This window comes from Streptomyces sp. T028 (genome assembly GCF_048159505.1).
Lineage (GTDB): Bacteria > Actinomycetota > Actinomycetes > Streptomycetales > Streptomycetaceae > Streptomyces.
On record NZ_JBLRVZ010000008.1, the window covers coordinates 120,738 to 143,510 of the forward strand.

At 70.7% G+C, this 22,773-nt stretch carries 17 protein-coding genes and 1 pseudogene; 8 read left to right on the top strand and 10 right to left on the bottom strand.

The features are described from left to right. Nucleotides 1-4 precede the first annotated feature (4 nt). Genes ACLZN2_RS08730 through ACLZN2_RS08740 form a run of 3 tightly spaced genes read left to right on the top strand, consistent with a single transcriptional unit; the run spans nucleotide 5 to nucleotide 4,655 of the window. Nucleotides 5-400 carry a DUF742 domain-containing protein gene (locus ACLZN2_RS08730; protein ID WP_416977791.1) on the top strand — a complete coding sequence of 132 codons (396 nt, stop codon included), beginning with the start codon at nucleotides 5-7 and terminating at the stop codon, nucleotides 398-400. 24 nt (nucleotides 401-424) lie between these two features. Next, nucleotides 425-4,069: a hydantoinase B/oxoprolinase family protein gene (locus ACLZN2_RS08735; RefSeq protein ID WP_416977792.1), complete on the top strand. Its 3,645-nt coding sequence runs from the start codon at nucleotides 425-427 to the stop codon at nucleotides 4,067-4,069. Then, a complete protein-coding gene (locus ACLZN2_RS08740) occupies nucleotides 4,050-4,655 on the top strand; it encodes a GTP-binding protein (protein WP_416977793.1) in 606 nt (201 codons plus the stop codon). Before ACLZN2_RS08735 ends, ACLZN2_RS08740 begins: the two co-directional genes overlap by 20 nt. Nucleotides 4,656-4,733: 78 nt before the next feature. On the opposite strand, the gene glpK is transcribed toward ACLZN2_RS08740, so the two are convergent. The 5 genes and pseudogenes from glpK to ACLZN2_RS08765 all read right to left on the bottom strand — a co-directional run bounded on the left by glpK (nucleotide 4,734) and on the right by ACLZN2_RS08765 (nucleotide 10,196). Then, nucleotides 4,734-6,254: a glycerol kinase GlpK gene (gene glpK / locus ACLZN2_RS08745; protein ID WP_416977794.1), complete on the bottom strand. Its 1,521-nt coding sequence runs from the start codon at nucleotides 6,252-6,254 to the stop codon at nucleotides 4,734-4,736. A 20-nt stretch (nucleotides 6,255-6,274) separates the two neighbouring features. Further along, nucleotides 6,275-7,024: an MIP/aquaporin family protein gene (locus ACLZN2_RS08750; protein ID WP_416977795.1), complete on the bottom strand. Its 750-nt coding sequence runs from the start codon at nucleotides 7,022-7,024 to the stop codon at nucleotides 6,275-6,277. Between the two features lie 299 nt (nucleotides 7,025-7,323). Beyond that, a pseudogene (locus ACLZN2_RS08755) lies at nucleotides 7,324-8,499 on the bottom strand (diguanylate cyclase domain-containing protein); the annotation flags it as partial. 84 nt (nucleotides 8,500-8,583) lie between these two features. Then, nucleotides 8,584-9,774, bottom strand: a complete 1,191-nt coding sequence (locus ACLZN2_RS08760; RefSeq protein ID WP_416977796.1) for a lipid-transfer protein — start codon at nucleotides 9,772-9,774, stop codon at nucleotides 8,584-8,586. Then, complete coding sequence (locus ACLZN2_RS08765; RefSeq protein WP_416977812.1) at nucleotides 9,771-10,196, bottom strand: Zn-ribbon domain-containing OB-fold protein; 426 nt, start codon at nucleotides 10,194-10,196, stop codon at nucleotides 9,771-9,773. The genes ACLZN2_RS08760 and ACLZN2_RS08765 overlap by 4 nt, the downstream gene beginning before the upstream one ends. A gap of 97 nt (nucleotides 10,197-10,293) precedes the next feature. On the opposite strand from ACLZN2_RS08765, the gene ACLZN2_RS08770 reads away from it, so the two are divergent. Continuing rightward, a complete protein-coding gene (locus ACLZN2_RS08770) occupies nucleotides 10,294-11,103 on the top strand; it encodes a M15 family metallopeptidase (RefSeq protein WP_416977797.1) in 810 nt (269 codons plus the stop codon). A gap of 47 nt (nucleotides 11,104-11,150) precedes the next feature. Continuing rightward, the gene (locus ACLZN2_RS08775) at nucleotides 11,151-11,687 is read left to right on the top strand and encodes an NUDIX domain-containing protein (protein WP_416977798.1); all 537 of its coding nucleotides are present in this window, start codon (nucleotides 11,151-11,153) and stop codon (nucleotides 11,685-11,687) included. Between the two features lie 68 nt (nucleotides 11,688-11,755). Here ACLZN2_RS08775 and ACLZN2_RS08780 read toward each other — a convergent pair whose 3' ends face one another. Further along, nucleotides 11,756-14,116, bottom strand: coding sequence for a TIM-barrel domain-containing protein (locus ACLZN2_RS08780; RefSeq protein WP_416977799.1), 2,361 nt, complete (start codon nucleotides 14,114-14,116; stop codon nucleotides 11,756-11,758). Between the two features lie 215 nt (nucleotides 14,117-14,331). Here ACLZN2_RS08780 and ACLZN2_RS08785 point away from each other — a divergent pair, with 215 nt between their 5' ends. Continuing rightward, on the top strand, nucleotides 14,332-16,308 hold the full coding sequence (locus tag ACLZN2_RS08785) for an acetoacetate--CoA ligase (RefSeq protein ID WP_416977800.1): 1,977 nt from the start codon (nucleotides 14,332-14,334) through the stop codon (nucleotides 16,306-16,308). 58 nt (nucleotides 16,309-16,366) lie between these two features. On the opposite strand, the gene ACLZN2_RS08790 is transcribed toward ACLZN2_RS08785, so the two are convergent. Beyond that, on the bottom strand, nucleotides 16,367-17,686 hold the full coding sequence (locus ACLZN2_RS08790) for an aminotransferase class I/II-fold pyridoxal phosphate-dependent enzyme (RefSeq protein WP_416977801.1): 1,320 nt from the start codon (nucleotides 17,684-17,686) through the stop codon (nucleotides 16,367-16,369). A 112-nt stretch (nucleotides 17,687-17,798) separates the two neighbouring features. Between ACLZN2_RS08790 and ACLZN2_RS08795 the strand changes: the two genes are divergently transcribed. Both ACLZN2_RS08795 and ACLZN2_RS08800 read left to right on the top strand, forming a co-directional pair. Beyond that, complete coding sequence (locus ACLZN2_RS08795; RefSeq protein ID WP_416977802.1) at nucleotides 17,799-19,007, top strand: MFS transporter; 1,209 nt, start codon at nucleotides 17,799-17,801, stop codon at nucleotides 19,005-19,007. A 25-nt stretch (nucleotides 19,008-19,032) separates the two neighbouring features. Beyond that, entirely contained in the window at nucleotides 19,033-19,926 is an 894-nt protein-coding gene (locus ACLZN2_RS08800; protein WP_416977803.1) for a hypothetical protein, read from the top strand. Between the two features lie 128 nt (nucleotides 19,927-20,054). Here the strand turns inward: ACLZN2_RS08800 and ptsP are convergent, their stop codons facing one another. From ptsP to ACLZN2_RS08815, 3 genes are all read right to left on the bottom strand, one after another. Continuing rightward, nucleotides 20,055-21,725 carry a phosphoenolpyruvate--protein phosphotransferase gene (gene ptsP / locus ACLZN2_RS08805; RefSeq protein ID WP_416977804.1) on the bottom strand — a complete coding sequence of 557 codons (1,671 nt, stop codon included), beginning with the start codon at nucleotides 21,723-21,725 and terminating at the stop codon, nucleotides 20,055-20,057. Nucleotides 21,726-21,813: 88 nt separating this feature from the next. After that, nucleotides 21,814-22,263 (bottom strand): PTS sugar transporter subunit IIA, encoded by a 450-nt coding sequence (locus ACLZN2_RS08810; RefSeq protein WP_416977805.1) that lies wholly within the window; start codon nucleotides 22,261-22,263, stop codon nucleotides 21,814-21,816. Between the two features lie 241 nt (nucleotides 22,264-22,504). Beyond that, on the bottom strand, nucleotides 22,505-22,773 hold a 269-nt coding region (locus tag ACLZN2_RS08815), incomplete at its 5' end, for a hypothetical protein (protein WP_416977806.1).

A 22,773-nucleotide genomic window follows, 5' to 3' on the forward strand; every position in this document is an offset into this window, starting at 1 on the left:
TGGCATGAGCACAGACGGTCAGGGAAGCAGCCACTGGTTCGACGACGAGGCCGGACCGGTCGTCCGCCCCTACGCCATGACACGGGGCCGCACCACCAGTGCGGTCCAGCACCGTCTCGATCTGATCGCACTGGTCGTCGCCGAACCCCACGCGGACGAGGCCGAAGAGGACCCCTCGCTGTCCCCGGAACACGTGCACATCGTGGACCTGTGCCGCGAGGCGCCGCAGTCGGTCGCCGAGCTCTCCGCAGGGCTCGACCTGCCCATCGGCGTGGTACGGGTCCTGGTCGGAGACCTCGTGGACACGGAATTCGTCCATGTGAACCGGCCCGTACCCCCTGCCGAGCTGGTGGATGAGAGTATTCTGCGCGACGTGATCAACGGCCTCCGAGCGCTGTGAGCAGCGCGGAAGCGAGGTGAGGACGTGAGCGGCTGGCAGTTCTGGGTGGACCGGGGCGGGACCTTCACCGACATCGTCGCGCGCCGTCCGGACGGCCGGCTGCTGACGCACAAACTGCTGTCGGACAACCCGGCGCGCTACGCCGACGCGGCCGTCGCCGGGGTCCGCGCCCTGCTGGCGGACTCGGGGGACCCCGTCGAGGCCGTCCGAATGGGCACGACGGTCGCCACCAACGCCCTGCTGGAACGCAAGGGCGAACGCACTCTGCTCGTCATCACCCGGGGATTCCGCGACGCCCTGCGGATCGCCTACCAGAACCGCCCGCACATCTTCGCCCGCCGGATCGAGCTCCCCGAACTGCTGTACGAGCGGGTCGTGGAGGTGGACGAGCGTATCGCAGCCGACGGCACCGTCCTGCGCGCCCCCGACCTGGACGCCCTCACCGGCCCCCTGCGGGAGGCGTACGACGACGGTGTCCGGGCCGTCGCCGTCGTCTGCATGCACAGCCATCTCCACCCGGAGCACGAGCGGGCCGTCGGACGGCTGGCAGCCCGGATCGGCTTCGCGCAGATCTCGCTCTCCAGCGAGGTCAGCCCCCTCATGAAACTCGTCCCACGCGGGGACACCGCCGTCGTCGACGCCTACCTGTCGCCCGTACTGCGCCGCTACGTCCGCCACGTCGCCGACGAACTGCGCGACGTACGGCTGATGTTCATGCAGTCCAACGGCGGGCTCGCCGAGGCGGGCCAGTTCCGCGGCAAGGACGCCGTCCTGTCCGGTCCGGCGGGCGGCATCGTCGGCATGGCCCGCATGTCCCAGTTGGCCGGTTTCCAGCGTGTCATCGGCTTCGACATGGGCGGCACCTCCACCGACGTCTCCCACTTCGCGGGGGAGTACGAGCGCGTCTTCACCACGCAGATCGCCGGCGTCCGGCTGCGCGCCCCCATGCTGGACATCCACACCGTCGCCGCGGGCGGCGGCTCCGTCCTGCGCTTCGACGGCTCCCGCTACCGCGTGGGGCCGGACTCGGCCGGAGCCGACCCGGGACCGGCCTGCTACCGCGCGGGCGGCCCGCTCGCCGTCACCGACGCGAACGTCATGCTCGGCCGTATCCAACCCGCCCATTTTCCCGAGGTGTTCGGCCCCGACGGCGATCAGCCCCTCGACGCCGACCTGGTCCGCGACCGCTTCACCGCCCTCACGCGCGAGATCCGCGAGCAAACCGGGGACGACCGCACGCCGGAGCAGGTCGCCGAGGGCTTCCTCCAGATCGCCGTGGCGAACATCGCCAACGCCGTGAAGCGGATCTCCGTCCAGAAGGGCCACGACGTCACCCGCTACGCCCTCACGACCTTCGGTGGCGCCGGAGGCCAGCACGCGTGCATGGTCGCCGACTCGCTCGGCATCCGCACCGTCCTCGTGCCGCCCATGGCCGGTGTCCTGTCCGCGCTCGGCATCGGCCTCGCCGACACCACCGCCATGCGCGAACAGTCCGTCGAGGCGCCTCTGGACATCGGTGCGATGCCCGGCATCCGCAAGACCGCCGAAAACCTCGAATCGGCGGCCCGCGCCGAACTGCGCGCCGAGGACGTCCCGGACGACCGGGTCCGCGTCACCCGCCGCGCCCAGCTGCGCTACGACGGCACCGACACCACCCTCTCCGTCGAACTCACCGAACCCGCAGCGATGACACACGCCTTCGAAGAACGTCATCGCGCCACGTACTCCTTCACGCTCGACCGCCCGATCGTCGTCGAAGCGCTCTCCGTGGAAGCAACAGGCATCACACGACCCCCCGATCTGTCCGCCCTCGCCCCGTACGAGGGCCGCACCGCCACGCCCCGGACCGTCCGCCTCCACACCGGCGGCGCCTGGCGCGACGTACCCCTTCACCGCCGCGAGGACCTTCCTCCCGGCGAGTCCGTCACCGGCCCCGCGATCGTCACCGAGGCCAGTGCCACGACCGTGGTCGACGACGGCTGGGTGGCTGCGGCGACCCACGACGGGCATCTGGTCATGGAACGCACGGCGATTACGCAGAGTTCCGATCTCGCCACACAAGTCGATCCGGTTCTTCTCGAGGTCTTCAACAACCTGTTCATGTCCATCGCCGAGCAGATGGGCGCCCGGCTGGAGTCCACGGCCCAGTCCGTCAACATCAAGGAACGCCTCGACTTCTCCTGCGCGCTTTTCGACCCGGACGGAAACCTGGTGGCCAACGCCCCGCACATCCCCGTCCACCTGGGCTCGATGGGCACCAGCGTCAAGGAGGTCATCCGCCGCCGCGGCACGGGGATGCGGCCCGGGGACACCTACGCGGTCAACGACCCGTACCACGGTGGCACCCATCTGCCCGACGTCACCGTGATCACCCCGGTCTTCGACGCCCGCCGGGACGGCGACACGGAGAGTGACCCCGAGATCCTCTTCTACGTCGCCTCCCGCGGTCACCACGCCGAGATCGGTGGCATCGCCCCCGGCTCCATGCCCGCCGACAGCCGCACCATCGACGAGGAGGGCGTCCTCTTCGACAACTGGCTGCTAGCCGAGAACGGACGCTTCCGCGAGGAGGCGACCCTCCGCCTGCTCACCGAGGCGGCGTACCCCTCCCGCAACCCCACGACCAACCTGGCCGATCTGCGCGCCCAGATCGCCGCCAACCAGAAGGGCGTCGACGAAGTCGCCCGCATGATCGAGAACTTCGGGCTCGACGTCGTACAGGCCTACATGCGCCACGTCCAGGACAACGCCGAGGAAGCGGTACGGCGCGTCATCGAGGCCCTCGACGACGGCGCGTACGCCTACGAGACCGACTCCGGCGCCGTGATCCGCGTACGCGTACGCGTGGACCGCGAAAGCCGCTCCGCCACCGTCGACTTCACCGGCACGTCAGCGCAGCTCGCCACCAACTTCAACGCCCCTTACTCCGTCGTCAACGCCGCCGTCCTCTATGTCTTCCGCACCCTCGTCGCCGACGACATCCCTCTCAACGACGGCTGTCTGCGCCCCCTCAGGATCGTCGTGCCGCACGGCTCCCTGCTGGCTCCCGAACCGCCCGCCGCCGTCGTCGCCGGCAACGTCGAGACGTCCCAGGCGATCACCGGCGCCCTCTACGCGGCGCTTGGCGTCCAGGCCGAGGGCTCCGGAACCATGAACAACGTCACCTTCGGCAACGAACGCCATCAGTACTACGAGACCGTGGCCTCCGGATCCGGCGCGGGTGACGGCTTCCCCGGCGCCGCCGTGGTCCAGACCCACATGACCAACTCCCGGTTGACCGACCCCGAGGTGCTGGAGTGGCGGCTTCCGGTACAACTGGACGAGTTCGCCGTCCGCTGCGGCAGCGGCGGGGCGGGACAATGGCACGGCGGAGACGGTGCAGTCCGCCGTATCCGCTTCCATGAGCCCATGACCGTCTCCACCCTCTCCCAGCACCGCAGGGTCCCCCCGTACGGTATGGCCGGCGGGTCGTCCGGCGCGCTGGGCGCCAACCGGGTGGAACGGGCCGACGGCACCGTCGTCCGACTCGGCGGGAGCGACTCCGTGGACGTCGGCCCCGGTGACGTACTCGTCGTCGAGACCCCCGGCGGCGGGGGCTACGGCCCACCGCCCCACACCCCCAGTCACCATCAAGCAGGAGAAGTGAACGATGATCCTCGGGCGTCCTGAGCGTGGCAAGCCCCCGGTCGAGCCCGTCACGCTCAAGATCCTGGTCGCCGGCGGTTTCGGGGTGGGCAAGACCACCCTCGTCGGCGCCGTCAGCGAGATCAGGCCACTGCGCACCGAGGAGTACCTCACGGAGGCCGGCCGCCCGGTCGATGACCTCACCGGTGTCGAGCGCAAACACACGACCACCGTCGCCATGGACTTCGGACGCATAACCCTGCGCGAGGACCTGGTGCTGTACCTGTTCGGCACACCGGGCCAGGAGCGGTTCTGGTTCATGTGGGACGAGCTCTCCGAGGGCGCGCTCGGCGCCGTCGTCCTCGCCGACACCCGCCGCCTCGACGACTGCTTCGCCGCCGTCGACTACTTCGAGCGCCGCGGCATACCGTTCCTCATCGGCGTCAACTGCTTCGAGGGCGCCGCCCGTTACCCCGAGGCGGATGTGCGCCGGGCCCTCGACCTCGACGACGACGTACCGGTGATCCTGTGCGACGCACGCGACCGACGCTCGGTCAGGGACGTCCTGGTCGGCGTCGTCCAGCACGCGATGGACTTCGGCACCGAGCGCCGACAGACCGTCACCACCTGAGCCCACACGGCCCGTACCCCCCGCCGACCGGGGTACGGGCCGCGGCCCGGCGGCCCTCCGGGGAGGCACGCGCGCGTACTAGCCCTCGCCGTCCTCCACCCAGGCGAGGCTCTTCTCCACCGCCTTACGCCAGTTGTGGTACTCGCGGTCCCGCACCGACGCCTCCATCGCGGGAGTCCACTCGGCGTCCTTCTGCCAGTGCGCCTTCAGCTCGTCGAGGTCGTTCCACACCCCGGTGGCCAGCCCCGCCGCGTATGCCGCGCCCAGACAGGTCGTCTCGGAGACCCGGGGCCGGATCACGGGCACGCCGAGGACGTCCGCCTGATGCTGCATGAGCAGGTTGTTCTTCGTCATGCCGCCGTCCACCTTCAGGGTCGTGATCTGCACCCCGGAGTCCTGGAACATCGCGTCCACGACCTCCCGCGTCTGCCAGCTCGTCGCCTCCAGCACCGCACGCGCGAGATGCGCCTTCGTGACGTAGCGGGTCAGCCCCGTGACCACACCGCGCGCGTCCGAACGCCAGTACGGCGCGAAGAGCCCCGAGAACGCGGGCACGATGTACGCTCCGCCGTTGTCCCCGACGCTCGCCGCCAGCGTCTCGATCTCGTCAGCCGAACGGATGATGCCCAACTGGTCGCGGAACCACTGCACGAGCGCACCCGTTATGGCGATCGAACCCTCCAGACAGTAGACCGGTGCCTCCTCGCCGATCTTGTAGCCCATCGTCGTCAACAGACCGCTCTTCGACGGCACCGGCCGGGTGCCGGTGTTGAGCAGCAGGAAACTGCCCGTCCCATACGTGTTCTTCGCCGTTCCCACGTCGTAGCACGCCTGCCCGAACACCGCCGCCTGCTGGTCGCCCAGCGCTGAGGCGACCGGTACCCCGCCCAGCTGACCCACGGCGGTGCCGTACACCTCGGCCGAGGACCTGATCTCGGGCAGCACGGCCTCGGGCACGTTCATCGCCGACAGAATCGAGGTGTCCCACTGAAGGGTCTCCAGATTCATCAGCATGGTCCGGCCGGCGTTGGTCACATCGGTCACATGCCGGCCACCGTCGGTTCCGCCGGTGAGGTTCCAGATCAGCCAGGAGTCGATCGTGCCGAAGGCGATCTCACCCCGCTCGGCCCGGTCCCGGAGCCCGGGCACGTTGTCCAGCAGCCAGGCCGCCTTGGGCCCCGAGAAGTAGCTGGCCAGCGGCAGCCCCGTCTGCTCACGGAACCGGTCCTGCCCGTCCGAGCCGCCCAGTTCGTTGCAGAGGGCGGCGGTCCGGGTGTCCTGCCACACGATCGCGTTGTGCACGGGCTTGCCCGTGGCGCGGTCCCACAGCACGGTCGTCTCGCGCTGGTTGGTGATACCGAGCGCGCTGATCTGGTCGGCCCGCAGCCCGGCCTTGGCGATCGCCCCGGCGACCACGGCCTGCACCTTGGACCAGATCTCGGTGGCGTCGTGCTCCACCCAGCCGGGCTTGGGGAAGATCTGGCGGTGCTCACGCTGGTCGACGGCGACGATCGCGCCGTTCCGGTCGAAGATGATGCAGCGGCTGGAGGTGGTGCCCTGGTCGATTGCGGCGACGTACTTCTCGGCGTTGTCCGTCATGGCTACCCCTTGGGCTGGGTTCAGAAGGCCAGGTTGTAGATGAGACCCGCGAGCACTCCGCCGGCCAGCGGGCCGACGACGGGGATCCAGGCGTAACCCCAGTCGGAGGTGCCCTTGTTCGGGATCGGCAGGAAGGTGTGCACGATCCGCGGGCCCAGGTCACGCGCCGGGTTGATGGCATAGCCCGTCGGCCCGCCCAGGGAGAGCCCGATGCCGACGACGAGCAGCGACACGATCAGCACGAGCGTGCCCGACTCGCCGAGCCCCTTCGTCAGACCGAAGGCCAGGATCGGCAGCACGAGCGCCGTCGTCGCGATGATCTCCGTGATCAGGTTGGCGACCGGATTCCGGATCTCGGGGATGGTGGAGAAGATGCCCAGCGTCGGCGTCGGTTCCTCCGCCGTGCCCTCGGTGGTGTCCGTCTGCCGTACGTTCGCCTGGAACTGCGCGAGGTACACCAGATACGCCAGGACGGCACCGAGCATCGCACCGACCATCTGGCCCAGCAGATAGACCCAGACCTTGTCCCACTTGTCCGTGTCGACGGCGATCCCGACGGTCACGGCCGGATTGAGCTGACCGCCCGACAGCGGCGCGGCCGTGTAGGCCCCCGCCAGCACGCCGAACCCCCAGCCGAAGGCGATCACCACCCATCCCGAGGCCCGTGCCTTGGAGTATCTGAGGGTGACGGCGGCGCAGACACCCGCGCCGAACAGGATGAGGATCGCGGTACCGATGACTTCCCCGACGAATATGTCTCCGTTGCTCATGGCGGCTCCTGGGCCCGGCCCGGGGCGATCGACCCCGGTGCGCTGTGCAGGGTGCGGTTCGCGTGGCTGCTTCGGCCATGGCAGGGAGATCCCGCGCCCCGCCCGGCGTCCGTGACGAGCGTGCCGTCAGAGCCGAATCGCCCTTGGGAGAGTGGGCCGCGGTGAAGGAGGTCCGCGTGGCGCGTGCCTGGATACGCCGAGAATGTACGGCGATGTCGGCTGACACCGGGAAGTGTTCACCGGCGCCCAGGGAGCGTCAAGGAGGCGGACGGCAATGGTTGGTCACCGCGACGCCCCGCTCACCCCACCCCCGGCTCAGCCCCCACCACCTCCGCCGTCAAAGGCGACCCAGCCGCACCTCGACCGGAGAACCCCGCCCGCCCCACCACCCAACTCGCCCCGTCCATCGACTTCGCGGCCTTCGTCAGCGGTGCCAGACACGCGGCCGCCTCCCGGTGGTCGGCCACGCTGCCCGGCGCGCACATGACCGTGGCCAGCGACAGCGTGACCGGACGCCCGCCGACCACGGCGCGTCCGTCCAGCACGGACACCGCCAGCGGATCCAGCCCCTCCGGATCGGCCGGCACCAGGAAGTCGTCCCCTCCGATGTGCCCCACCCGGATGCTCCCGGACGCCGCGACCTGCAACGCCCGCCCCACCGACCGGATCAGCTCGTCGCCCGCCGCGAAGCCCGCCCCGTCGTTCACCTGCTTGAAGTGGTCCACGTCCAGTCAGCTCAGTGCGAACGCCCGGCCTGCCGCGATCCGCCGGTCCACCTCCGAGGTGATCGGGTCCGAACCCGGCAGCCGGGTCAGCGGGTTGAGCCCCACCGCCTCCTCGACCCTGCCCCGAGTTTGGCCGCGGGCCGGTCCGCGTACAGGGCATGGCCGTAGCGCCCGGACATCGACAGCAGGAAGCGCGACCGGTGCACCGACCGCACCGGGACCCCCACCCGGTCGACGAGCAGCACGCCGGAGACCTCCGGCGACCCGGTCAGCAGCGCCCGCACCTGACCGGCGGAGCAGCGCCGGCCGGACGAACTCCCGTACCGACGGCCCCGACCGAGGCGCCGGCAAAGGACCGGGCACCCGAGGCGGGACGTACACCCCCGTGACCGGCAGCCGCGCCGACGGCGCGAACAGCACACCCTGCGCCGGCTGCGCATCCGCCGACAGCGCCGCAGCGCACTGCAGTTCGGTCTCCACCCCCTCCACGCCCAGCAGCGCTCCCACGGCCTCCAGGAGCGCGCGTTGCGGCACATGCGTGTACGGCGGTACGACGTCGAGCGTCACCTCCCACGGGAGCCGCCCCACCGCACGCACGGCGTAGTGCAGCGGGGTGAGCCCGCCGAGGTCGGCCAGGGTCCCCGCGAACACGTTGACGTTCGGCGGCAGCAGCCTCTCCTCGCGCGTCGCCGCCCGGACCGCCGCCACGGCGAGCCGGCCGTCGAGTTCGGGGTCCCGCCGGGTCTCCGCGTCACGCAGGATTCCTGGCCCTTCACGGACGGTGTGGGCAATCTGCCCGGAGTCCGCTTCGACCAGCTGTGCCCGCCCCACTCCTCACCGCACCGCGATCACCGCCGACCCGTGCCCGAACAACCCCTGGTTCGCGGTGATGCCCACGCGCGCGTGCGGGATCTGACGCTCTCCCGCCTGGCCCCGCAACTGCCAGGTCAGCTCGCACACCTGGGCGATCGCCTGCGCCGGCACCGCCTCCCCGAACGAGGCCAGCCCCCCGCTCGTGTTCACCGGTATGCGACCGCCCGGAGCCGTCGCACCCTCCCGCAGCAGTTTGGCGCCCTCGCCGTCACCGCAGAGGCGCAGATCCTCGTACCACTGCAACTCCAGGGCGGTGGACAGGTCGTAGACCTCGGCCAGCGACAGGTCCTCGGGGCCTACGCCCGCCTCCTCGTAGGCCGCGCGGGCGATCGACGCACGGAACGGCTCGCCAGGCGGGTCCACCGCGACCGCGGAGTCGGTGGCGATGTCCGGCAGATCCAGGGCGGTGCTGGGATAACGAGGCGTCACTGTGGACACGGCCCGGATCCGCACCGGCGCCCCCGCACCGTGCCGACGGGCGAACTCCATGCTCGACAGCACCAGGGCGGCCCCGCCGTCCGAGGTCGCGCAGATGTCCAGCAGTCGCAGCGGATCGGCGACCACCGCGGAGGCGGCGACCTCCTCGGTGGTGACCCGCTTGCGATAGCGCGCGTACGGGTTCAGCGCCCCCATGGCGGCGTTCTTCACCTTGACCTGGGCGAAGTCCCCCAGGGTGTCGCCGTGCACCGCCATGCGCCTGCGCGCGTACAGCCCGAAGTACGTCGGATTCGTGGCGCCGAGGACCCGGAACCGGAGCCAGTCCGGGTCGTCCGGCCGGTCCCCGCCCGCGGGCCGGAAGAAGCCCTTGGGCGCCGCGTCGGCCCCCACCACGAGCGCCACGTCCGTCAGACCCGCGAGGATCCTCGCCCGTGCCGCGTCGATCGCCTGCGCGCCCGAGGCGCACGCCGCGTACACGCTCGTCACCCGGGCGCCCTGCCAGCCCAGGGCCTTCGCGAACGTGGCCCCGGCCACATACCCCGGGTAACCGCCACGCACCGTGTCCGCGCCGACGACCGCGCCGACGACCCGCCAGTCCAGACCTGCGTCGGCCAGAGCCGCCCGCGCGGCCGCCACGCCGTACTCCACGAAGCCGCGCCCCCACTTGCCCCACCGATGCATCCCCGCGCCGAGCACCGCCACCTCTGCCGTCATCCCGCCACCCCCGTAGGCCGCCACTGCCAGGTCGTCCAGGTCGTCTCCGCGTCCTCGCTCAGCACGCCCGGGACTACCTCCACCTCCATGCCCACCGTCAGATCGGCGACGGTGACCCCGGGAACCGCCTGTCCCAGCACCACGATCCGCTCGGACTCCAGCTCCACAGCGATCAACGCGTACGGCACCCACGGAAGTTCCGGATCGGTCACATAGGGTGACGGAGGTCGGTAGCGGCTGTCCGTGTACGACCAGACGCGTCCGCGCCGAGACAGTGGAACCTCCTCCAGATCCCCGTCCCGGCACGCCGGGTTGCGGCAGTGCGCGTCCTCGCGCGGGAAGAAGACCGACCGGCACGCCGAACAGCGCGTGCCCAGCAGTGTGAAGCCGTCCCCGTCCCCGGTGAACCACCCGGCCACCACGGGTGTGCGTATACGTGACAAGCCGCCTCCTCCGTACGGGATCTGACGGAACGTCAGGAGTTTGGCACGCGCGCCGGGAAATGGGCAGGGTGGGGACATGACACGACTCTCCAGAGCAGTCCGCGGTCTCGTCACTGTGCTCGCCGCCCTGCTGACCGTGACCGCCGCCTCAGCCACCGCGCGGGCGGACTCCGACCTTGTGGCCCCGGCGGACTTCGTGGCCCTGAGAACCGTGGACCCGACGATCCTCCAGGAGATGCGCTACTTCACCCCGCACAACTTCGTCGGCGAACGCGTCGACGGCTATCAGCAACCGATCTGCATCCTCACCCGGCAGGCCGCCGAAGCCCTGCACCGGGCCCAGGCGGAACTGCTGCCCCAGGGATACTCGCTCAAGGTCTACGACTGCTACCGGCCCCAGCGCGCCGTGGACCACTTCGTCCGCTGGGCCGAGGACCTGGACGACCAGGCCATGAAGGGGGAATTCTACCCGGACGTCGACAAGACCCGTCTGTTCGACGACGGCTACATCGCGGCCAAGTCCGGCCATAGCCGCGGCTCCACCGTGGACCTGACGATCGTGAAGACCCCGGCACACCCGACCCGGCCGTACGTGCCCGGCGAGACCCTCGTGCCCTGCTACGCGCCCCAGGAAGAGCGCTTCCCGGACAACTCCGTCGACATGGGGACGGGCTACGACTGCTTCGACACGCTCGCCCACACCCTTGACCCGCGTATCCAGGGCCGTCCGCTCGCCAACCGGCTGCTCCTCAAGAACACCCTGGAGGAACTCGGTTTCGTGAACCTCGCCGAAGAATGGTGGTACTACACCTTCAAGCCCGAGCCCTACCCCGACACCTACTTCGACTTCCCCGTCTCCGCCGCGTCCCTGACCACCGAGGACTGAGCCGCTCGCGCACGACGCCCTCCCCAAGATCGGATACGCTCCGCCGCGTGTCCGAAACTCTGCACTCCATTTCGAACTCCGCGCCCGACTCCCACTGTTCGAGCTGCGGAGCGCCCTACGGGGAGGGCGTCACCGGCTGGCCCCGCACCTGCCCGGCCTGCGCCGCCATCGCCTACCGCAACCCGCTGCCGGTGGCCGTCGCACTCCAGCCCGTGTACGACGCGAAGGGGACCGGCCTGGTGGTCATCACCCGAACCGTCGCCCCCGCGCGCGGAGGCATCGCCCTGCCCGGCGGCTACATCGACGACCGCGAGGACTGGCGGCAGGCCGTCGTCCGTGAGCTCAGGGAGGAGACGGGCATCGAGGCCGCGAGCCGCGACGTACGGCTCGCCGACGCCATGAGCTCGCCCGACGGCCACCTGCTGCTGTTCGGGCTCCTCCCGGAGTGTCCCGCCGACCGCCTCCCCGAGTCGGCGGCCACGGACGAGACAGAGGGCTGGCACGTCCTGCGCAGGCCGGAGGAACTGGCGTTCCCCTTGCACACACACGCCGTGCGGGCGTTCTTCGAGGGCCGCTACGTCTGAACCCGGTTCTGGCACCAGTAACGCTGAGACCAGTCGACACCGCCCCGGCGACCGGTCCGGTCACCGCACTAGACGAGCCCGCGCACGCGCACGGGGTGGGACGGTTCGTACAGGCCATCCTCCCCCTCCCGCTCGACGACGACCTGCCGGCCCTCCCAGCGGGCGACGTACCGTTCGACCTCGGGCTCGTCCCAGCCGTCTCCCGTGTCCCGCACCACCAGACCGCCCCCGGTCCGCCCCCGGGCCGGCGTCCACACCTCCAGCTCCAGCCCTCCGTCGTCCCCGCGCACGGGTATGACGGCACCCGCGCGTGCGAACACCGGGATGCGCGACAGCGGCGCGTCCACGAGCACCTGCCCCGGCCCCCGGTGCCTCCGGCCCGTCGCCGTGTCGTACCAGAGCCCTCTCGGCAGGTGTACGGCACGCCGCTCGGCGCCCGGGTCGAGCACCGGCGCCACGAGCAGGCAGTCACCCAACAGGAAGGCGTCCTCGCAGTCCCGCAGCGCCCGGTCCTCCGGCGCGCCCCACCACACCGGGCGCACATAGGGAGCCCCGGTACGCCGGGCCAGATGCGCCAGCGTCACGAAGTACGGCAACAGCCTCCGGCGTTCGACGAGCGCCACGCGCGCGTGCTCCAACACCTCCGGACCGAACTCCCACGGCTCGCGGCGCCCCGCCCGCATGCTCGCGTGCGTACGGAACAGCGGCAGATAGGCGCCCAGCTGGAACCATCGCAGATACAGCTCGGGCGACGGACTGCCGTCGAAGCCGCCCACGTCCGGCCCCGAGTACGGCACCCCGCACAGCCCGAGCCCCATCACCAGCGACAGCGACGCCCGCAGCCCCGGCCAGCCCGTGGCGACGTCCCCCGACCACGTCCCGCCGTAGCGCTGCAGACCCGCCCAGCCGGAGCGGGAGAACAGGAACGGCCGCTCCTCGGGCAGCAGCTCCCGCAGCCCCTCGTAGGCCGCCCTGGCCATGCACAGCGCATAGACGTTGTGCGCCTCCCGGTGATCGCCGTCCCGCCCGTCCAGGGCGTGGCGCGCCGACCGGGGCAGCGTCGGCTCGCCGAAGGCCGTGAACGACGTCGGTTCGTTCATGTCGTGCCAGAAGCCGGCGAACCCCTGCCCCAGGCGCTCCCCGTACAGCTCTCCCCACCAACGCCGCACACGCGCGTGCGTGAAGTCCGGGAACACCGCCTCACCCGGCCACACCACACCCTCGACCAGCCGCCCCGAGGCGTCCCTGACGAACGCGTCCTCGGCGAGCCCGCTGTCGTAGACGGCATTGCCCGGCTCGGCCTTGACCGCCGGGTCGACGATCGACACCAGGCGGATGCCGTCCCGCCGCAGCTCCTCGGCCAGCACCGGCAGCTTGGGGAAACGGTCCTGGTCGACGGTGAACACCTGATGGTCGTCGTAGTGGTCGATGTCCAGATGGACGGCGTCCAGCGGCAGACCGTGCTCGTGGTAGCCCGCGACGATCCGGCGCACCTCCTGCTCGCTGCCGAAGCCCCAGCGCGCGTGATGGTGCCCGAGCGCCCACGCGGGCGGCAGCGCCGGAGCCCCCGTGAGCGAGGCCCAGGCGAGCAGCACGCGCGCGGGCGTGCCCACCACGACCCAGCAGCGCAACGGACCGCCGTCCATCCGCAGTTCGCACGACCCGGGCCGGTCATGCCCCGACCCTGCCCCTTCCTCGCCCTCCCGCAGCGTCACCGTGCCGTCCCAGGACGTGTCGTGGAACACCAGATGCGTGGCCGCGTCGGACACCACCAGCTGGACCGGCATCGTCAGGGAGAGCGGATCGTCCGCGCGGCCGAACGCTCCGCCGGGATCCGTGTTCCACAGCCGGTACGTCCCGCCGCGCAACCGCGGCCCCGACGCCCGCCCGCCGAGCCCGAAGAAACGCGCGTCCGCCGCCACCTCCGACCGCTGCATCCAGCGTGCCGGACCACCGTCCCTCGGCTCCCACCAGCGCGGTGGCAGATCACGGCGCAACGTCACCCCGCCCGGCGTGCGCACCTCGACCGCGCCGTGGCGCGAGACCACGATCGTCACCCGCTCGGCCACGACCCGCCAGCCGCCGTCCTTGTCCGGCTCCAGCACCGCCCGCGGATCGGGCTCCGGGCAGCGCCCGGCCAGCGCGTACGACGGCTCGGGGCAGGCACCGTCCCAGCCCCAGAAGACCGCCCCGTTCACCGCCACGAGGATCCGCAGTTCCGAGCGGCTGAACCGGATCGTGCCACCACCGGGCCCCGGCTCCACGTCCTGCACCGGCCCCGGCACCCGAGCACGCTCCGCACCTCGCGCGGGCAACCCGGTGGCGTCGGCACGCCGTCTGCGCCAGGCGGCCCGTACGGTACGCAACCCCTGGGCCGCCCCCGCAGAACCGACCGTCTTCATCGAACGCACCAGGTCACGACCGTCCATGCTGTTCACCCTGCCACTGACCGCTCCACACGCGCGTGTCGTTCAACTGCCGTTCATCCATGCCGGGACCACATCTTCACGACACGGACTGTGTGGGGCACACCCTGGTGCGGAAGTCGATCACATGGCATCGTCCCTGTCAGCCGCGTCCCGCGCACAATCCCGCACGTGCGCGGACGACGCACACGACGCGCCACAGTCCGGGAGCCGCCCCAATGTCGACCGTGAACCCCGAGCCGCTCTGGCGGCCAGATCCGCAGCGCATCGAGAAGGCCCAGGTCACCAGGTTCCAGAGATGGGCGGCCGAGCACCACGGAGCTCCCGCCGAGGGCGGGTACCCGGCCCTGCACCGATGGTCCGTGGACGAGCTGGAGACGTTCTGGGAAGCCGTCACGCGATGGTTCGACGTACGGTTCGCCACGCCCTACGCGCGCGTCCTGGGCGACCGCTCCATGCCGGGCGCCGAATGGTTCCCCGGGGCCACCCTGAACTATGCCGAGCACGCCCTGCGCGCGGCCGCCACCCGCCCGGACGAACCGGCCCTGCTCCATGTCGACGAATCCCATGAACCACAACCGGTGACCTGGGCCGAGCTGCGCCGCCAGGTCGGCGCGCTGGCCGCGCAACTGCGCGCCCTGGGCGTGCGCCCCGGGGACCGCGTCAGCGGCTACCTCCCGAACATCCCGCAGGCCGTCGTCGCCCTCCTCGCCACCGCAGCCGTGGGCGGCGTCTGGACCTCCTGCGCCCCCGACTTCGGCGCCCGTAGCGTCCTCGACCGCTTCCAGCAGGTCGAGCCCGTCGTGCTGTTCACCGTCGACGGTTACCGCTACGGCGGCAAGGAACACGACCGCCGCGACGCCGTCGCCGAACTGCGCCGCGAGCTGCCCACCCTGCGCGCCGTCGTCCACATCCCGCTCCTCGGCACCGAGCCTCCCGAGGGCGTCCTGGAATGGTCGGCTCTCACCGCCGCGGACGAGGAGCCCGTATTCGAACCGGTCCCCTTCGCCCACCCCCTGTGGGTGCTCTACTCCTCCGGCACGACCGGCCTGCCCAAGGCCATCGTCCAGTCCCAGGGCGGCATCCTGGTCGAACACCTCAAACAGCTCGGCCTGCACTGCGACCTCGGCCCCGAGGACCGCTTCTTCTGGTACACCTCGACCGGCTGGATGATGTGGAACTTCCTCGTCTCCGGCCTTCTGACGGGCACGACGATCGTCCTCTACGACGGCAGCCCGGGCTATCCCGACACCGGCGCCCAGTGGCGCGTCGCCGAACGCACGGGAGCCACCCTGTACGGCACCTCGGCGGCGTACGTCATGGCCTGCCGCAAGGCCGAGGTCCATCCTGCCCGGGACTTCGACCTCTCCAAGATCCAGTGCGTGGCCACCACCGGGTCCCCCCTCCCGCCGGACGGCTTCCGCTGGCTGCACGACGAGTTCGCCGAGAGCGGGGCCGACCTGTGGATCGCCTCCGTCAGCGGCGGCACCGACGTGTGCTCCTGCTTCGCCGGGGGCGTACCGACCCTCCCCGTGTACATCGGTGAGCTCCAGGCGCCGGGACTCGGTACCGACCTGCAGTCGTGGGACCCGAACGGCCGCCCCCTCGTCGACGAGGTCGGCGAGCTCGTCGTCACCAACCCCATGCCCTCCATGCCGGTCCACTTCTGGAACGACCCCGACGGCAGTCGCTACCACGACAGCTACTTCGACACCTACCCCGGTGTCTGGCGCCACGGCGACTGGATCACCGTCACCTCACGCGGCTCCGTCGTGATCCACGGCCGCTCCGACTCCACGCTCAACCGCCAGGGCGTCCGTATGGGCTCCGCCGACATCTACGAGGTCGTGGAGCGACTGCCCGAGATCAGGGAATCCCTGGTCATCGGCATCGAACAAGCCGACGGCGGCTATTGGATGCCCCTCTTCGTGCATCTCGCCCCCGGAGCCGCCCTCGACGACGCCCTGCTCGGCCGTATCAAGCAGGCCATCCGCGAGCAGTTGTCGCCGCGCCATGTCCCCGACGAGGTGATCGAGGTGCCCGGCGTCCCGCACACCCTCACCGGCAAGCGCATCGAGGTCCCCGTCAAGCGTATCCTCCAGGGCACCCCGCTGGAGAAGGCGGTCAACCCGGGCTCCATCGACAACCTGGAACTCCTGCACTTCTACGAGGAGCTCGCGCGCAAGAGGTCCTGACGGGGCCGCCGAGCGCGCCTGACACGCCGGAGCGTGCCGTACGGCCGTCCAGGCACGCTCAGCCTCCGTAGGTGGCCTCGGACTCGCCGAGGACCGCGGCGAAGTCCGAGGCCAGCCGTGCCGCGCCGGCCGGTTCGAGTTCGGCCACGGAGATCCGTACGCCCGGTTCCGAGGCCAGCCGGAACCGGGCCCCCGCCGCCACCCACCAGCCCTGCGACCGCAGCCCGTTCACCACGGCCGACTCGTCCCGCACCGGCACCCACACGTTCATCCCGCTCGCGCCGTGCACCGCGATGCCACGGGCCGACAACTCCCGGAGCAACGCGCCTCTGCGCTGTGCGTACGTCTCGCGCGCGCGTGTCACCAGCGCGCGCGTGCCGTCATCGGTCAGCAGCCCGTACACCGTCTCCTGGAGGAGATGGCTGACCCAACCGGACGTCAGCAGCAGCCGCCCGTCGTGCCGGGCGAGGGTGATCGGATCGCAGGCCGCGGCAGCCCACCGCAGGTCGGTCCCGAGGAACTTGCTCACCGTCCGCACATGCACCCAGCGCGACAGCCCGCCCGAAGTCAGCGTCCACAGGGGCGCGTCCGCGACCGCCGAGGCATGGTCGTTCTCGACGACCAGCACATCCGGCTCGTCCCGCAGGACCTCGACGAGTTCGTCCCGGCGCGCCGCGGAAAAGCAGCCCCCACAGGGGTTCTGCGCCCGCGGACTGCACACCAGCGCGCGGACCCCGGCCCGGACGGCGGTTCGGAGCGCCTCGGGACGCATCCCCCGGTCGTCCACGGCGACCGGAACGATGCGCAACCCAAGAGCCGTGACCAAGTCCAGCAGATGGTGGTATCCGGGATCCTCCATGGCCACGGCGTCCCCGGGCCGAAGCTCCACGGACAGCAGCCGACCGACCAGATCCAGCGCACCGTGCGCGAACGTCACATGCTCCACCGGCACGTCGTCCGGACGCAGCCAGTCCCGCACGGCCTCCTCCAGCCGCTCCAGTCTGGGCGTCGCACGATGCGAACGGGCGCCGGGGGACAGACGCGTGGGTGGCACCAGAGAGGGCAGCAGCTCCGGATCGGGATGCCCGCCGGCCAGGTCGCACAGCCCTTGAGGCACCCTCGGCGGCCTGCGTGACGCCACGGACGGAACCGGCGCCACCACCGTGCCGCCCCGCCCGCGCGTGACGACGATGCCCCGCCGCCGCAGCTCCTTGTAGGCCGTCGCGACCGTTCCGGGACTCACGCCGAGCTCGTCCGCGAGGCGGCGCACCGGAGGCAGCGCGGCCCCCGGCCCCAACGCCCCCTCGGCCACGCCCCGTTCGACGGACGCGGCAATCCCCTTGGCCGTCGTACCACTGACCCCATATTGTGTTGCCACATTGCCAAGTATGTATCAATACATAACTCCAGGCAAGGGGGAGCCCGTGCAACCGATCCGCCGCGCAGTCACCTGGACCCGCAGCACACCCGGAGGACGCGACGGACGCAGAATGCTGACGATCGCCCTCGTCGACCGCGTCGGCAGCGGCCTGTGGGCATCCGTCAGCGTCCTGTACTTCACCTACGTCTCCGGCCTCTCCGTCGCCCAGGTCGGCACCCTCGTCGCCACGGCCGGAGCCGCCGGAATCGCCGGAGCCCCCCTCGGCGGCCGACTCGCGGACCGCTTCCCGGTCACCTGCGTCCTCATCACCGTCCAACTGCTGCGCGCGCTCGCCTCCTTCGCCCTGCTGACCACCGACCACTACGGCCTCCTCGTCGCCTACTGCTCCCTCGGCAGCCTCGGCGACCGCGCCGCCAACGTCCTCACCAAGCTCTACGCCACCCGCGTCGCCGGTCCCGACCGCGTCCGCTACCAGGCACTCCAGCGCACCGTCGCCAACGCCGGCTGGGCCCTCGGCGGCCTCGCCGCCGCAGCCGCCCTGGCACTCGGCAGCACAGCCGCATACCGATGGCTCCTCGCGGGCGACGCCCTCTCCTTCCTCGCCTGCGCCCTCCTCACCGTCCGCTGCAGCGAACCCCGATCGGGCTCGCGCACGGTGACCACCTCCAAGGACCCCAGACCCAAGGCCGCACCGGCCGGCCCCTGGCGCGACCGTACCTATCTCGCCTACGTGGCCACCGACACCGTCCTCTTCCTCGACGACGCCGTCTTCAAGGTCGGCCTGCCCCTCTGGATCGCCCACACCAGCAGCGCGCCCCACGGCCTCGCGCCCCTGCTGATGGTCCTCAACAACGTGATGGTCGTGGCCCTCCAGGTCCCCCTGGCCCGCTTCGGCGCGACCACGGCCGCCGCCCGCGCCCTCCTCGTCCCGCTCTCGGCGGCCTTCGCCCTCGCGGGCATCGCCATGGCCGCCTCGGCGACCGGCGAAACCGTCACCACCACCCTGTCCCTCACCACGGCGGCCATCCTGTTCACCCTCGCCGAGATGCTCCACGCCACGATCTCCTGGGAACTTTCCGTCGCCCTCGCCCCCGACACCGCCCAGGGTGCCTACCTCGGAGTCCATGGACTCGCCCAGTCCGCCCAGCGCAGCATCGGACCACTCGCCGTCACCACAGCCATCGCCAGCGGCCCCCTCGGCTGGCTCGCCTTCGGCACCGCTATCGCTCTTACCTGCGGAATCCAGCACCGTCTGGTCCGCGGACGACTCACGCGAGGGGCATTGTCAGTGCCGTCGATTACTGTGAGTGAGCATTGATCGACCGTGCACACAGGGGGAAAACATGGCACTCACCGACCGCCAGATCATGCGCCGCGTCCTGCGCCGCGAAATCGCCGGCACCATCGGCCTGCTCACGGACGAACACGACTTCCGGGCCATGCAGCGCTACCGCAGCTTCACCTTCGACGACCACGCCACGTACCTCCGCCAGGTCGAGGACCTCCTCAGGGTCCGCGCCCTGCAGGGCACCCACACCACCATCGCCCTCTTCGACCCGCAGGAGTACGCCGAATACTGCACCGCCGCCAACCTCGACCCCGACCTGCCCGCCAGCCGTAGCCGCTTCACAGCCCAACTCGCCACCACCGGCCCCACCATCCCCTACGACGGCCAGCCCCTCGCCGACCTGGTCCCCGCCCTCGTCGACGAGGCGGTACGCCAGGCCACCTGGGAGTACGCGGCCACCCTGCTGTCCCGCCTCGGGGCCTGCGCGACCTGCGGCGAGGACATCGGCCGTGCGGCCTTCCAACGCGCCTCCGACCTGGTCGTCCGCATCCTCGACACGGCTCCGCCCGGCGACCGGCACCTCGTCTGCAGTGTCACGGGAACACCCGAGACACTCGTCGCCGTCCTCCACGCGGACGACGACACCCACAGCACCTTCCAACTTGACGAGGCCGAAACGCTGGAGTTCGCCACCGTCCTCGCCCTGGGCCTCGCCACCCAGGGTCCCGGCGGCCTGGTCATGCGCACGACCGCACCCGGCACCCCGGACCAGATCTACGGCTGGCGCATGCGCGGCGACGGCCTCGAACCCCTGACCGCCGGTGAGGTCTTCGACGCCTACTGCACCGACGCGGAATCCGGCGACCTCATCGCACCCGAATCCGGAGTCGACTACTGCGTCCCACCGGAACTGGAAGAGGAGGACCCGCTACCCGGCCACCACCACTGAACCAGCACAAGGCGCTCTGATCACCACGCCCTGATCACGCCCTGACCAAGGCGCTCGGACGAAAGGGGCGCTCCACCCGAAGGAGGAGCGCCCCTGCTCACCGACCGACCAGAGGTCGGTCCGACCGCCTACTCGCCGGACAGCACGGCCTGCGCCGCGCCACGCGCCTCCTCGGCACTGTCCGTCGCACGCGCGGCCACAGCGGCACGCTCGCACTGCGCCAGCGTGTACTTCGCCAGAGTCGCCCGCACATAAGGAATCGACGCCGCACCCATGGAAAGGGAGGTGACACCCAGACCGGTCAGCACACACGCGAGCAGCGGGTCGGACGCCGCCTCACCGCACACACCACAGCTCTTGCCCTCGGCCTTGGCGGCCTCGGCCGCCAGCGCGACCAGGTCGAGCAGCGCGGGCTGCCACGGATCCTGTAGCCGGGACACCGCACCCACCTGCCGGTCCGCGGCAAAGGTGTACTGCGCGAGATCGTTCGTCCCCAGCGACAGGAACTCGACCTCCTGCAGAATCGAACGGGCCCGCAGCGCGGCCGACGGGATCTCCACCATCGCACCGAACTTCGCCCGCAGCCCCGCCTCACGGCACGCGTCCGCGAACGCCTTCGCGTCAGCACGGTCCGCCACCATCGGGGCCATCACCTCGAGGTGGACCGGCAGACCCTCGGCCGCCTTCGCAAGCGCCGTCAGCTGGGTCCGCAGAACCTCCGGGTGATCCAGCAGGGTGCGCAGACCGCGTACGCCCAGCGCCGGGTTCGGCTCGTCGGCGGGGGTCAGGAAGTCGAGCGGTTTGTCCGCGCCCGCGTCCAGCACCCGCACGACGACCCGCCCTTCGGGGAAGGCATCGAGCACCTGCCGGTACGCCTCGACCTGCTTCTCGTCGGACGGCGCGTTCTTGCTGTCGTCGAGGAAGAGAAACTCGGTACGGAACAGACCGACACCCTCCGCACCCGCCTCGACGGCGGCCGGTACGTCCGCCGGCCCACCGATGTTCGCCAGCAGCGGCACCTTGTGACCGTCGGCGGTCGCACCCGGACCGGTCGACGCGGCCAGCGCGGCCTTGCGCTCCGCTGCGGCGGCCTGGAGCAGCGCCTTCTTCTCGTCGCTCGGGTTCACGAAGATGTCGCCGGTGCTGCCGTCCACCGCGATCATCGTGCCCTCGGCCAGCTCACCGGCACCCGGCAGCGCCACGACCGCCGGCACACCGAGAGCGCGCGCCAGAATCGCGCTGTGACTGGTCGGCCCGCCCTCCTCGGTCACGAAGCCGAGCACCAGGGTCGGGTCGAGCAGGGCCGTGTCGGCCGGCGCCAGATCCCGGGCCACCAGCACATACGGCTCGTCGCTGTCCGGCACGCCCGGCATCGGGACGCCCAGCAGACGGGCGACGATACGATTCCGCACATCGTCGAGGTCGGCCACGCGACCCGCGAGGTACTCACCGGCGCCCGCCAACAGCTCGCGGTAGGCGGCGAACGCGTCGTACACGGCCCGCTCGGCCGTGCTGCCGACGGTGATCCGCCGCTCCACGTCCACCATCAGCTCAGGGTCCTGGGCCATCATGGCCTGTGCTTCGAGCACCGCCTGGGCCTCACCGCCCGCCAGATTGCCGCGCGCCATGAGGTCGGCCGCGACAGCCTCCACGGCCTGGTGGGCGCGCCCCTGTTCACGCTCCGCTTCCTCCGCCGGTATCTGCTTGGCAGGCGGTTCGAGCACCGCCGTTCCCATGTGTCGAACCTCGCCGATCGCCACGCCGTGACTCACGCCGACGCCTCGCAGCGTTGTCTCCATCTCACCCGTCTCCGATAGTGCGGCGGGTCCCGCCGCCGCGTTGGTTGTCCTACGGGCCGTCGTGCCGTTCAGGACGACGGCGTCGGCATCACTGCCAGGAAAAGAGAAGGTCGCCGGCCTTCACGTCGCCGTCCTCACGGAGCTCACCGAGGGCATCGGCCGTGGCTTCCAGTGCCACGACGGGGCACACGGGAGACTTGCCGTTCTCTTCGACCGCCGCCGGGTTCCAGCGCACGATGCTCTGACCACGGGTCACGGTGTCGCCCTTGTTCACGAGGAGCTCGAAGCCCTCGCCGTTGAGCTGCACGGTGTCGATACCGAGATGGGTGAGCACGCCGTGTCCCTCGGAGTCGACGACGACGAACGCGTGCGGGTGGAGAGAGACGATGACTCCGTCCACGGGGGCCACCGCCTCGGAGGGTTCGCGGACCGGGTCGATCGCCGTACCCGGGCCGACCATGGCCCCGGAGAAGACCGGATCCGGCACAGCGGCCAGCCCGATGATGCGTCCTGCAAGAGGGGACGTCACGGTGGTCATGGGAAGCCTCCCAGGGGTGGAGATGTACATGGGCCGTTACTGGTTGTCCGGGACGGCGCACTGTGCAGCAGGGTATGTCAGGTGAAGTACCGGTTCCGCACGAGAGTCCCATCCGTGGTCTAGACCACCAGCCTAATGGATTTGCGCGCGCTCTGCGGCCCCGTGTACAGTCGTACTCCTGCTTGAGGGTGAGCGACGCGATCTAGCGCGCTTATCAAGCAGCACCCAACTCTGTCAGATCCTAACTCTGGATCATCTTCTGCATGCCTGCAGGACGGTGGTCAGGAGGCCGGAAAAACCCTGATAGAGTCGGAAACACCGAAGGGAAGCCCGGAGGAAAACCCGAGAGGGTGAGTACAAAGGAAGCTTTCGTTCCTTGAGAACTCAACAGCGTGCCAAAAATCAACGCCAGATTAGTTGATACCCCGTCCCCGGCAGTGATAGCCGAGGATGAGGTTCCTTTGAAAAACACAGCGAGGACGCTGTGAACGGTCGGATCATTCCTCCGAC

Excerpts from the sequence above, each read along its gene's own strand:
- ACLZN2_RS08730 (WP_416977791.1), top strand. The coding sequence starts at position 5 with ATGAGCACAGACGGTCAGGGAAGCAGCCACTGGTTCGACGACGAGGCC.
- ACLZN2_RS08740 (WP_416977793.1), top strand. The coding sequence starts at position 4,050 with ATGATCCTCGGGCGTCCTGAGCGTGGCAAGCCCCCGGTCGAGCCCGTC.
- glpK (WP_416977794.1), bottom strand. The coding sequence starts at position 6,254 with ATGACGGACAACGCCGAGAAGTACGTCGCCGCAATCGACCAGGGCACC.
- ACLZN2_RS08750 (WP_416977795.1), bottom strand. The coding sequence starts at position 7,024 with ATGAGCAACGGAGACATATTCGTCGGGGAAGTCATCGGTACCGCGATC.
- ACLZN2_RS08760 (WP_416977796.1), bottom strand. The coding sequence starts at position 9,774 with ATGACGGCAGAGGTGGCGGTGCTCGGCGCGGGGATGCATCGGTGGGGC.
- ACLZN2_RS08770 (WP_416977797.1), top strand. The coding sequence starts at position 10,294 with ATGACACGACTCTCCAGAGCAGTCCGCGGTCTCGTCACTGTGCTCGCC.
- ACLZN2_RS08780 (WP_416977799.1), bottom strand. The coding sequence starts at position 14,116 with ATGGACGGTCGTGACCTGGTGCGTTCGATGAAGACGGTCGGTTCTGCG.
- ACLZN2_RS08785 (WP_416977800.1), top strand. The coding sequence starts at position 14,332 with ATGTCGACCGTGAACCCCGAGCCGCTCTGGCGGCCAGATCCGCAGCGC.
- ACLZN2_RS08795 (WP_416977802.1), top strand. The coding sequence starts at position 17,799 with ATGCTGACGATCGCCCTCGTCGACCGCGTCGGCAGCGGCCTGTGGGCA.
- ACLZN2_RS08800 (WP_416977803.1), top strand. The coding sequence starts at position 19,033 with ATGGCACTCACCGACCGCCAGATCATGCGCCGCGTCCTGCGCCGCGAA.
- ptsP (WP_416977804.1), bottom strand. The coding sequence starts at position 21,725 with ATGGAGACAACGCTGCGAGGCGTCGGCGTGAGTCACGGCGTGGCGATC.
- ACLZN2_RS08810 (WP_416977805.1), bottom strand. The coding sequence starts at position 22,263 with ATGACCACCGTGACGTCCCCTCTTGCAGGACGCATCATCGGGCTGGCC.